Source organism: Natronococcus roseus (genome assembly GCF_043677095.1).
GTDB classification, from domain to species: Archaea; Halobacteriota; Halobacteria; order Halobacteriales; family Natrialbaceae; genus Natronococcus; species Natronococcus roseus.
The window spans coordinates 22,641-34,533 of sequence record NZ_JBHLJR010000008.1 but is presented as its reverse complement, the minus strand read 5'-3'; the positions used below and the strand labels follow the sequence as shown (position 1 = coordinate 34,533).

Genomic DNA, 11,893 nt, shown 5'->3' with positions numbered 1-11,893 from the left:
CAGCACAACTCCTGACCCGTCCATCGCCGAAAGAAGCCGCTAATCCCTCGCGCGGGACGGTCCCGAATCGATAGCCCCCAGGGGCGGAATCGATAACCGGCCGGGGACGCCGTGGGTCGGCTACTCGCTCGAGAAGCGCGCAGTGCCGTCGTCGTGGAGCCGCCGGGAGACCTCGCCGACCTCCGCTCGAAGTCCCTCGTGGTACTCGAGGAGCCGCTCCCGAACCGGCTCGTGCTGACGAGCGAGGATCTGGGCTGCCGACAGCGCGGCGTTGAACGATTTCCCGGCATCGACGGCCACCAGCGGCGCGCCCGTCGGCATCCCGATTACGCTGTCGACGGACTTCTCCTGGACGGGAACGCCGATCACCGGGAGGGGGTAGGCGATCGACGCGGTCATGTTCGGCAGATCGGCGGACTTGCCGCCCGCGCCCGCGATCAGCACCTCGAGCCCGCGGTCCTCGGCCGTCTCGGCGTAGGCGGTCATCAGTTCCGGCGTGCGGTGGGCGGAGGTGACGTACGTCTCGAACGTAAACCGGGCCTCGGGCGGGTTCTCGTAGTCGGTCTGTTCCTCGAAGCCGAGCTCGTCGACGAGGGCGTCGTAGGCGCCACGGCGCCGTCCGCCGGTGGACATCACCTCGAGGTCGGAGTCGCTGCCCATCACAATGCCGACGTCGGGGCTCTCGGCGTCGGGCAGGTCCAGTTCGGCCTCGCGGTGCAGGCGATCGATCAGTTCCGAAACCGAGTTCGCGGACATGGTGGAGGCTACGATCCGCCGACAAAGAAACGGTACGTTTCGCCGGCGTCAGGTCGGAGATACATTCGCCGTGGACCCCAGACGGAACGCGCTCGTCGTATCGAAACGACCACATATTGTGCTGGCCTGTCCGTCACTTCCCGTTCGTTCGTTACTCCGCGGTGAACGTAACGGATCGCTCGAGTTCCCGGGCCGTCTCGAGCAGATCGTCGGTCGTCTCGCCTTCGCGCCCGGCGATCGTGACGTGGCCCATCTTCCGCAGCGGCCGAACCTGTCGCTTGCCGTACCAGTGGAGGTTCGCCGCGGGCGTCTCGAGGATCCGGTTGACGTCTCTGAGTGTGGCGTCTCGAGACTCCTCGACGTCGCCGAGCAGGTTCACCGAGACGGTCGGCGAGCGCAGATCGGTCGCCGCCAGCGGCCAGCCCAGCACGGCTCGAGCGTGCTGTTCGAACTGCGAGCTCTGGGCGCCCTCGATCGTCCAGTGGCCCGAGTTGTGCGGGCGGGGGGCGATCTCGTTGAGCAGGACTTCCCCGTTGGGTGCTTCAAAGAGTTCGATCCCGTACACGCCCCGCCCCTCCATCACCTCGAGGACGTCCTCGGCGACCTCGAGGGCCCGTTGCTCGACGGCCTCGCTCGAGCCGGCGGGAACGATCGTCTTCCGGAGGATCTCGTCCTCGTGGACGTTCTCCCCGATCGGAAACGCCGCGGTCTCGCCCTCGCCCTTGACCGCGATCACCGAAATCTCCCGTTCGAAGTCGACGAACGATTCGACCATCGCGGGGCCGGCGACCGACTCGAGTGCGTCTTCCGCGTCGGCTTTCGACTCGACGGGGACGTTCCCGCGGCCGTCGTACCCGCCAGTCCGGGCCTTCAGCATGACAGGTGCTCCGTAGTCGTCGATCGCTTCGCGGATATCGTCGGCGTCCTCGACCGCCCGGAACGGCGGGACGGGAACGCCCGCGTCCTCGAGGGCCCGTTTCTGGACGAGCTTGTCGTGGATCGTCTCGAGGGTCGCGGGATCGGGGTGGACGGGGGTTCCCGACTCCTCGCTGACCCGCTCGAGAACGTCCTGGTCGGCCAGTTCGATCTCGAAGGTGAGGACGTCGGCCCGCGCGGCGAGCTCCCGAATGCCGGCCTCGTCGTCGAACTCCGCGACGATCTGATCGCGCGCGACGGGTGCAGCCGGACAGTCCGGCGTCGGATCGAGCACGACGACCTCGACGCCCAGCGGCGCGGCCGCCTCGGCGAGCATTCGTCCGAGCTGTCCGCCACCGACCACGCCGAGGGTCGGCCCCGGCGTCCGTAGCGTCGTCATCGGCCGTGAGTTGGACGGCCCGTCGCTTAAGTATTCTCAATGCTGCCGATTTCTTCGGCTGGGAACGGCCGCGATCGGCACGTTCGTGAGTACTCCGGCGAACGGCGACCGACTGCCCGCTTCAGTTCGCGGCGGTGGCTCGTCCTCGGCCAAAGAGCCGCGACGTCCGCCGAGAACGGTACCTCTTTGAACTCCCCACCCGACCGCTCGAGTATGACCACGCTCGGACTGGTGGTCGCGGAGTTCAACCGAGAGATCACCGAGCAGATGGAGACCGTCGCCAGCGAGACCGCCGCCGACGCCGGCGCCGAGGTGTACGAGACGGTTCGCGTCCCGGGGGTCTACGACGCCCCCCTCGCGGCCGACCGACTCGCCCGCCTCGAGGGCGTCGACGCCGTCGCCGTGATCGGCACCGTCATCACCGGCGACACGGACCACGACCAGGTGATCACCGACGCGGCCGCACAACGACTCTCCGACGTCAGTCTCGAGCGTGACACACCCGTAACGCTCGGCGTCACCGGCCCCGGCATGTCCGCCGCGGAGGCCCGGGAACGCGTCGACAACGCGGCGAAGGCCGTCGACGGCGCGCTCGATCTCGTCGCCGAGCTACCCGACCCAGATCAACGATGACCATGGAATTCACCGACCGCCTGACCCGAGTCGAACCGTCCGCAACGCTCGCCATCTCCGCGCTCGCGACCGAACTCGAGAACGACGGCGAAGACGTCGTCGACCTCTCGGTCGGCGAACCCGACTTCCCCACGCCCGAGAACGTCGTGGAGGCCGGCAAGGACGCGATGGACGCCGGCCACACCGGCTACACGACCTCGGCGGGGATCCTCGAGCTGCGCGAGGCGATCTCCGAGAAGCTCGCCGAGGACGGCCTCGAGCACGGCACCGACGAGATCATCGTCACGCCCGGAGCGAAGCAGGCCCTCTACGAGATCGTCCAGGCACTGATTGCCGAGGGCGACGAGGTCGTGTTGCTCGATCCCGCCTGGGTCTCCTACGAGGCGATGGTCAAGATGGCCGGCGGCTCGCTCTCGCGGGTCGACCTCTCCGAACACGAGTTCCAGCTCGAGCCCGCCCTCGAGGACCTCGAGGCCGCGGTGTCGTCCGACACCGAACTGCTAATCATCAACTCGCCGTCGAACCCCACGGGCGCCGTCTACTCCGACGAGGCGCTCGAGGGCGTGCGTGACCTCGCCGTCGAGCACGACGTCACGGTGATCTCCGACGAAATCTACAAGGAGATCACCTACGGCGTCGAACCCACGAGCCTGGGAACGCTCGAGGGGATGGAAGACCGCACCGTCACGGTCAACGGCTTCTCGAAGGCCTACTCGATGACCGGCTGGCGGCTGGGTTACTTCGCCGGCCCCGAGGAGCTGATCGATCAGGCCGGCAAACTGCACAGCCACTCCGTCTCCTCGGCGGTGAACTTCGTCCAGCACGCCGGGATCGAAGCGCTCGAGAACACCGACGAGGCCGTCGACGACATGGTCGCCGCCTTCGCCGAGCGACGGGACCTGGTCGTCGACCTGCTCGAGGGCCACGGCGTCGACGTCGCAGTTCCAAAGGGGGCGTTCTACATGATGCTCCCCGTCTCGGAGGACGACCAGGCGTGGTGTGAGGGCGCGCTCGAGGACGCCCACGTCGCCACGGTTCCCGGCAGCGCGTTCGGCACGCCGGGGTACGCCCGCATCTCCTACGCCGCGAGCGAGGAGCGCCTGCAGGAGGGTATCGAGCGACTGGCCGACGAGGGCTACCTGTAGCGGTTCGGACGCCCTCAATCGGTTTCGGTCGCAAGGATCGAGTCGAACGTCGAGTTCTCTCCTCGAGTTTATCCATCATTGCGAGGACACTAACCGCATGGACTGTCCCACGTGTGGCAAGTCCCTCCAGTCGGAGCGCGGAATGCGACAGCACCACACGAAAGTACACGGAGAGCCGCTGCCGAACCGGACCTGCAGCGGCTGTGAAACGGAGTTCTACGACCCGAAGGCGCGCCGGGAGTTTTGCGACGACTGCAATCCAAACGCAGGAGAGCACAACGGAAACTGGAAGGATGCCACCGAGACCTCATCGTGTACATCTTGCGGAACGACGTTCTCGTACTACCCGTCCAACAAGCAGGGACGGTACTGTCCGGACTGTGTCGATGCCGCAGATGGATTGCTTCCGGAGAACCCGTCGGAGAAGGGCGAACGAATCGAGACGGCGTGCCCGTCGTGCGGCGCGACTCTCGAGGTGCGTCCTGCTCGTCTCGAACAGCGAAAGCGGGGCGTCTTCTGTACGCTCGAGTGCCACGGGGAGTGGCTCTCCGAAAACGTCGTCGGCTCGGATCACCACCAGTGGGAGGGAGGACCGATCGAATACGGTGGAGGATGGTGGCGCGTACGGCGACAGGCGCTCGAGCGGGACGGATACGAGTGTCAGCACTGCGGCGCGGACGCCGACGAACTCGATCGCAACCCGGACGTACATCATCTCCGACCGGTCCGGTCGTTCGAGGACGTCGAGGACGCACACTCCCTGGACAACGTCGTCACGCTGTGTCGGAGCTGTCACCGTCGCGTGGAAGCGGGCTCGATAGCGGTACCCCCTCGCTGCGAAAAGTAACACTATTGTGCAGCGGGAGTCTATCCCGCGAGTGAAGTCCCGTAGTGGTGAGCGATTCCGAAGAATCGCGAGGTACGCGGGAACTTCGAACGACGTGAGAAGTCCCGTGGTGTAGTGGCCAATCATATGGGCCTTTGGACGTGTTCGGTTCGGTCCGTCACGGAAGACAGCCCATGACGGCGGTTCGAATCCGCCCGGGACTATAACCAATAAGGTTCGAATCCCTCTCGAACCGACACTCATCTGTCACATTCTAACTCGTGTCGAGCTAAATCTGTCGCATCACGCTCGCCTGCATGTATCTTCTTTCCACATGCTAGACACCGGTACCAATCAGGGTCTCCAGCAACCGGTCGGTAATTCTTGTCGAGCAAATCTTGTTTTTCACCTGACCTATCCATGCCATATATGACAAATTAAGAGGATAATGGTGTTTGGAAGAAAATCGGCTGTATAATACGCCACTCATACGATTAGGAGATGCAATGCAGCAAGGTCCCGAAGTCGAAATGACGGTAAAGGACAGCATGTGCCACTGTCGCATACGCGGCGGTCCAGAGGACAGTTTGGAGTCGGTCGCCAACGCGACCCACACCCAGTTCATGTTTCTATTCCAGAAGATTGCCGAAGACTGTGTCATTGCCGAATGGCACGACGTACACGTTGTGAGGCCCGACTGACCATGAACCACATCAAAATGACTGCCGGGGCCCTGTCGGTTGAAGTGTCGGGAGGAGAGGACGCAAGCCCAGCGGAACTCGCCGAAATCTGTAGAGACCTACAGGAGTGGCAGATGAGGCAAACGTCAGAGGTTAACGGAGCCTACGTCGAACTCAAACCCAAGGGCTTCGTTGGAGAGTGGTGATAGCGGCCCATTGCTACCTCTGTACGGAAAGCGCATAGGACTACCGCGACACGTGTGGAGTCCATATGTGCAACAGATACCAGAACCCCCTCAATACGGACGGTTTCCTCGCGATGCCACGATGCCCGCTGTTTTGAGGACGGTTCGGCGTGAGAGTAGTGTGTCTTGAGTCAGGGTAGTGAGGTCAGAGGATGGGACCCGGTGTACCGTGACTGTTTCCACCAGCGCTCGCCGTGTCCGCCTGCTCTAATCCCTGTGTCGACCGTTCCTGACTGGCGGTGGCTGCGCGCTCTCGACCGCGTTGTCCCGGCGGTTGTGCTGTCGCGGTTCCCGTGACGGCTGTGCCGGTGAGAGCAACGATACCTGCTGTTCGAAGGATAGTTCGTCGTGAAATTAAATTGCTTTGAGTCATTGTTCTGATAGAGTAGGTCAGAGGTCGGGACCCGTCCACGGTCCACGACTGCCAGCCTGTCCATCGCTCGCGTCATCTGCCCGGTCGAGCCCTTGGGTGGACCGACCGCCACTGGCAGTTGCTGCGCGGTCACGACCGCGTTCTTGGGGCGGCTGTGCCGTCGCTGTTCCCGCAAAGCCCGTCCCCGCGAGAGCGAGGATGCCCGCTGTCTTGAGGACGGTTCGTCGTGTTATTGGTGTGTCTTGGGTCATGGTGATTGGTCAGAGGTCGGGGCCCGGGTCTCCCGGACGACCGCCTCCGTTCTCGCCAGCGCGACCGTCGCTTGCATCATCTGCTCGGTCGAGCCCTTGCGTCGACCGCCCTTGACTGGCGGTAGCCGCGTGCTCTCGCCCGCGTTCTTGTGGAGGTTGTGCTGCCACGGTTCCCGTGACGGCTGTGCCGGTGAGGGCAATGATGCCTGCTGTTTTCAGCACAGTTCGCCGTGATATTTGATTGTCTTGTTGAGTCATGGTTGTAGGTCAGCCGATGGGACCCGGTTGGAACCCGCCACCGTTCCCGCCAGCCCGGCCATCACTCGCATCATCTGCGCGGTTGAGTCCTTGCGTCGACCGCCCGCCACTGGCAGTTGCTGCGCGCTCGCGGCCACGTTCTTGGGGCGGCTGGGCCGCTGCGGTTCCCGCGATGGCTGTGCCGGTGAGGGCGAAGACACCCGCTGTCTTGAGGACGCTCCGTCGTGAGATTGAATTGGTTTCAGTCATGATTGCAGTCAGATTCCGGGGCCCGGTGTGGTTGGACCACCGCCGCCACCCCGATTCTCTTGGGCTGCCTCTCTCCGCTGTTGAGCTTCCTCATAGCGTTGTTGAGCGTGGGCAGGCCGCCGGTCATGAGCGTGCTGTGGAGGCTGAGCCGCGGCGCTGCCTGTGAGAGCCGTTCCAGTGAGGACGGCGACTCCGGTGGATTTGAGGACGCTCCGTCGTGAAACTGGTGTTTTTTGTGCCATGGTTATTCAGATGACAGGGCCCGGTCGGTCAACGCCTCCTCCAGAACGTCCATCGCTCGCGGTCTCCGCCTGTTCTAATCCACGAGTCGACCGACCCTGACTGGCTGTGGCTGCTCTGTCACGACCACGCTGCTGGGGCGGTTGCGCCGCCGCTGTTCCAGTAATCGCTGTTCCAGTGAGCGCGAGGACACCCGCTGTCTTGAGGACGGTTCGTCGTGAGATTGGTGTGTCTTGGGTCATGGTTGTGAGATTAGATTGTGGGACCTGTATGTCCGTGACCGTTCCCGCTAGCGCGACCGTCGCTCGCATCATCGGCCTGCTCTAGTCCTTGTGTCGACCGTCCTCCACTGGCGGTAGCCGCGCGCTCTCGGCCGCGTTCTTGTGGGGGTTGCGCTGCTACGGTTCCGGTGAGACCTGTCCCTGCGAGAGCGAGGATGCCTGCCGTTTTGAGGACGGTTCGTCGCGAGGGTCGAGCCTCGCTGCATTGATTGTGTCGGGCCAAATTCGTCATGATTGTTCACTCCCGATGGGCGAATAATGTAGGCTCGCTACAGTCTTAAACTCGTGTCGCGGATTTCAACGAAAGTCCCATCAAAAGACCATTCGCTGTCCGGCAGAGTCTCGCCGTGGAGGCAGTGCGCGTCCTGATTTTTCTACGTCTGTGAAGGTGGCTGGTGGACGAAAGGACACACAACACTCGGAACTGCTGCACTATACTGTCCGATGCCGGAGCCTCTCTTCTCTACTTCGAGTGGGGGTCCTATGGGAAACCCCCAGAGGGGGTTTCCCTGAGGGAAGTCGGTGTGTGAGCGAGATATTCGGGATAGTCGTTTGGATAAACCGAGCCGGATATTCGACCCCCAGTATACCTTTAATCTTTGATATTATCTAGAGGATATGGATGAACAAATCGCTACTCTGAACACAGATAGCGAATCGCTCGACCTCCGTCGCCAACGATTTCTCTACGCGATTATCAAAAACACAGAGGAGGACGACGAAGGGCGATATACGGCGGATACGACACAAATTAATGCTTACGTCAACGCCCCAAAATCATCACTTCACGATATGTTCGATGACCTCGACTCGCGAGGACTCATCGAGGTTGGCCAGCGTTCCAGAGAAGAGATGGAGACGAACCGAATCCCGCCGAAGACGGCGACCATCACCGATGAGGGACTGCGACAAATCCGAGAAGATGGCCTGATTAAACAGGCGATGGCTGAAGACCCAACCGCGGTCTCGGACCCGTCGGAACAGGAGGCGATTCGCGAGCGGCTCACGATGATTAATAGCAAGATGGAGCGTCTACATGCAGATTATCGCGAGGACCTTCTCGAAACAGCCGAGGAGATAGAAGAAACGGCCAAAGAGTATTATCGCGAGAACGTAGCGCACTCAAAAGAGGCAAAAGAGCGTGCGGAAAACGCCGAGGACGCCGTCGAAGCGATGAAGCGTGAAGTCGTTCACATCGACCGGTTCGATGGCCTCGTGGATGCCCACGAGGCACTCGCAGACGCTCACGAGGACCACGCTGAAGACTTTCATCGGTACGCTCGCAAGACGACACCGCGCGTCAAGGAGTTGGAGGCCGATGTGGAACGGAAGAATCATGAACTCCGAGCAGTGCGCATGGCACTCGTTGAAGCCGTCGACCATATCCAGCATCTGGAGGAAACGTTAGGGGAGGAGTGGAACGGGTCCCGACGCATTGGTCGGTCACCGACGTACAAACCAAGAGAATGGGAGGCAATCGAGTCCATAATACCACTCTCGGGAGACGATACGTCGTCGACGTAATGTTTCGGAGTTTTCACGGTTTTAATAAAATCAAAAAGATGTTCTACTACCGGTGGGTCAAATCGTAGGCCCCGTTCCGATGTGTCCCCCGCCAGCCCTACCATCGCTCGCATCTTCTGCTCGTTCTAATCCACGAGTTGAACGGCCATCACTGGCGGTAGCTGCGCGGTCGCGACCTCGTGGCCCGTTGGGCTGCGCTGCTGCAGTTCCTGCAATGGTTGTGCCGGTGAGCGCGACAATACCCGCGGTCTTGAGGACGGTGCGTCGTGTGATTGGTAAGTCGTTGTTCATGGTTTAGAACCCCGGGCCCGGTCGGTCAACGCCTCCTCCAGAACGTCCATCGCTTGCAGCATCTGCTCGGTCGAGCCCTTGCGTCGACCGCTCTTGACTGGCGGTGGCTGCGCGGTCACGACCACGCTGCTGAGGTGGTTGCGCTGTCACGGTTCCCGTGACGGCTGTTCCTGTAAGGGCGAGGACACCTACTGTTCGAAGGACGGTTCGTCGTGGTATTTGATTGTCTTGTTGAATCATAGTTATAGGTCAGCCGATGGGACCCGGTTGGAACCCGCCACCGTTTCCGCCAGCCCGGCCACCGCTCGCGGTCTCCGCCCGTTCAAGCCCTTGGGTAGACCGACCGCCACTGGCCGTGGCTGCATGGTCGCGACCACGTTCTTGGGGCGGCTGTGCCGTCGCTGTTCCCGTGATGGCTGTGCCGGTAAGGGCAACGATACCTGCTGTTCGGAGGACGGTTCGTCGTGAGAGTGGAATGTCTTGGGTCATGGTTGTAAATTAGATTGAGGGCCCCGGAGTTCCTCCACGGTCACCTCCTGCGCGTCCACCGCTCCGTTCGTTGGCTTCGTCTAGGGCGTCCTGTCGTCGCTGCTGGGCTTCCGCACGCCGTTGTTGGGCATGGGAGGGTGGTTGAGCGGCCGCTGTTCCAGTAATCGCTGTCCCAGTGAGCGCGAGGACACCCGCTGTCTTGAGGACGGTTCGTCGTGTTATTGGTGTGCCTTGTGTCATGGTTGTGAGGTTAGAGGATGGGACCCGGTTGGGACCCGCCACCGTTCCCGCCAGCCCGGCCATCACTCGCATCATCTGCGCGGTTGAGTCCTTGCGTCGACCGCCCGCCACTGGCCGTGGCTGCGCGGTCGCGACCGCGTTCTTGGGGCGGCTGGGCCGCTGCAGTGCCAGTGAATGTAGTACCTGCGAGCGTAACGGCACCTGTAATTTTGAGAACCGAACGGCGCGAAATACGTGAATTGTCCTGCCCGTCAAGGGCATGTTGTTCTGTCATGGTTTCTCGTGGCCCCTATTGACCACATATTGTAGGCTAGCAAAGGTATTAAAGCAGACAGTAAGTCTTGATATGCGACTATCGCGGCGGTAGACTCGTCTTGATACCGTCTGCTTTTCAATTTCTGAGTTTCAGGCCGTGTGCAAAGCGCAGACGGTGGTGGTTCAAGAAGGACTTACCCTCACAATAGGACATGTCGCACACAGCACATCAACTATCGCTTACAATTCGACCTCTCGCATCTCACGGATGATGTTTTCTTCGGACGGAGCGTTCAGGTATGGTTCGATACTCGAATAATTACTCCATCCGCCGAGGGCCATAACAACCCGGACGCCGACGCCCTCTTCAACCAGCAAGTGATGTGCCCAACACCGCCGAAGGTCGTGACTCGATACGTGTTCGTAATCGTCGTCTCCAGCAGCGTCCGCCGCCGCGCTCGCCGCGTGTTCGACCCACAACTGGACTGTCCGCTTCGCGTTCGGGATAAGCGACTCGTGGTCGTTCAGCCCCTCATCAGTTGCGTAGCGGTGGATGAGGGTTTCGAGGTCGCGCGGAAGCCACGTTTCGCGTTCTTGTCCGTCGTCATATTCTCCGGTGGTGTCCTTCGCTCCAGTGACACGCAGTTTGTGGTGTTTACCGTTGGGATACCGTTGTACGTCGCCCTTGGTAACGTGGCGAGTTTCTTCAACGCGGAGTCCGCAATCACCCATCAGTCGAATGGCGATTTCCTCCTTCCAACTGCGGGCATTGCGGGGTATCTCGCGATATTCGGTGCGATTCATCCAGACGTTGTACGTGCCGTCCTTGTTCTTCTCCAATCTCACTACACGTTTCCCTTGTATTTCGTGCAACATGAACGTTTGGTCGAACTGACTGGTATGGACGAACGGCAGGATTTGGAGGGGTTCAGCGCGTGGCTACGTCTTGCATTGCACGTTAAGAATGAAACGTGCAATACCAGACCTTCGCTGAACTGAGTATCTCTCCTACTGACTTCGATTAAATACGTGAGACCATCACTGCCAGTTATGGGAACCTCGTTCGAGGAAAGCGGCTACGACCGGTTCCGACCCCAGAACGATTAATTTCCATTTTGTTCCTGCTGTACCTCCTCTACCTTTCGGAGTAATAGGTCCGGGTTTTCAATCCCAACTCGGACGATGGCCGTGTGGATGTCTGTCGTTCGAGCCTCCCAGAGACCATCATGCTCTAACTCTAATTGGGTGAGGGCGCGGCGGAACGCTCGACGGTCGTACAACTGGAGTGTGGTCGGTTCTGGCATAATTTATACATTTATTTCGAAGGATAAAGGTGTAAGCGTATAGTTATGAATGGGCCGGTCGCTCCGCGTTCTTTGCGGCCTATTTTATGAGAATTTTATTATATTATTAGCCAGTTCGGGCGGAATCCCGATACGGAAGTCTACTGAAACAGGATTTGGGCCACTCTCTTCGGCAATCATTCGGTAATCACTCGCGTTTAGAAGCCAAAATTCCATTTCCTCACCAAACTACTGTATTCTGATGGGGATTAAATTCCGTATCGCTCTGTAACAAAATATATGTGGGTAGAGGACATTCGGTCAACTATGGGTGCTGAAGATACGCTCATCGAACGACGTAGGAAACCAGTCTCGGCAGATGGCTTGCTCCGCTTGCCAATTTCCATCTATCGCGAGTGGGGAGAGCCTGCTGAGGTGACATTCGACCTAGTAGAAGTCGACGGAGCAACGGAGGTGCGCCTCCGGGTCCAGTAGTCGACTTTCCCGCTGACGCCTGTTGCAGCAGGCGTCAGCGGCAAGTAGTCTCGAATCCCCCGGT

8 protein-coding genes and 1 tRNA gene are annotated in these 11,893 nt (G+C 60.8%); 6 read left to right on the top strand and 3 right to left on the bottom strand.

Features of this window, described 5'->3' with window-relative positions; all coding sequences use genetic code 11:
• Positions 1-120: 120 nt before the first annotated feature.
• The gene (locus tag ACFEMD_RS19710; protein WP_394742995.1) at positions 121-756 is read right to left on the bottom strand and encodes an AIR carboxylase family protein; all 636 of its coding nucleotides are present in this window, start codon (positions 754-756) and stop codon (positions 121-123) included.
• A 151-nt stretch (positions 757-907) separates the two neighbouring features.
• Positions 908-2,071: a 5-(carboxyamino)imidazole ribonucleotide synthase gene (locus tag ACFEMD_RS19705; RefSeq protein ID WP_394742994.1), complete on the bottom strand. Its 1,164-nt coding sequence runs from the start codon at positions 2,069-2,071 to the stop codon at positions 908-910.
• 213 nt (positions 2,072-2,284) lie between these two features.
• Between ACFEMD_RS19705 and ribH the strand changes: the two genes are divergently transcribed.
• From ribH to ACFEMD_RS19675, 6 genes are all read left to right on the top strand, one after another.
• The gene (gene ribH / locus ACFEMD_RS19700) at positions 2,285-2,704 is read left to right on the top strand and encodes a 6,7-dimethyl-8-ribityllumazine synthase (RefSeq protein WP_394742993.1); all 420 of its coding nucleotides are present in this window, start codon (positions 2,285-2,287) and stop codon (positions 2,702-2,704) included.
• Complete coding sequence (locus ACFEMD_RS19695; RefSeq protein WP_394742992.1) at positions 2,701-3,849, top strand: pyridoxal phosphate-dependent aminotransferase; 1,149 nt, start codon at positions 2,701-2,703, stop codon at positions 3,847-3,849. The genes ribH and ACFEMD_RS19695 overlap by 4 nt, the downstream gene beginning before the upstream one ends.
• A 97-nt stretch (positions 3,850-3,946) precedes the next feature.
• Positions 3,947-4,696 (top strand): HNH endonuclease, encoded by a 750-nt coding sequence (locus ACFEMD_RS19690; protein WP_394742991.1) that lies wholly within the window; start codon positions 3,947-3,949, stop codon positions 4,694-4,696.
• A gap of 100 nt (positions 4,697-4,796) precedes the next feature.
• A tRNA-Gln gene (locus tag ACFEMD_RS19685) sits at positions 4,797-4,899 on the top strand.
• A gap of 479 nt (positions 4,900-5,378) precedes the next feature.
• Positions 5,379-5,561: a hypothetical protein gene (locus ACFEMD_RS19680; RefSeq protein ID WP_394742990.1), complete on the top strand. Its 183-nt coding sequence runs from the start codon at positions 5,379-5,381 to the stop codon at positions 5,559-5,561.
• 2,309 nt (positions 5,562-7,870) lie between these two features.
• Positions 7,871-8,776, top strand: coding sequence for a hypothetical protein (locus tag ACFEMD_RS19675; RefSeq protein WP_394742989.1), 906 nt, complete (start codon positions 7,871-7,873; stop codon positions 8,774-8,776).
• Positions 8,777-10,291: 1,515 nt separating this feature from the next.
• Here ACFEMD_RS19675 and ACFEMD_RS19670 read toward each other — a convergent pair.
• Positions 10,292-10,897, bottom strand: a complete 606-nt coding sequence (locus tag ACFEMD_RS19670) for a tyrosine-type recombinase/integrase (protein WP_394742988.1) — start codon at positions 10,895-10,897, stop codon at positions 10,292-10,294.
• Positions 10,898-11,893 lie beyond the last annotated feature (996 nt).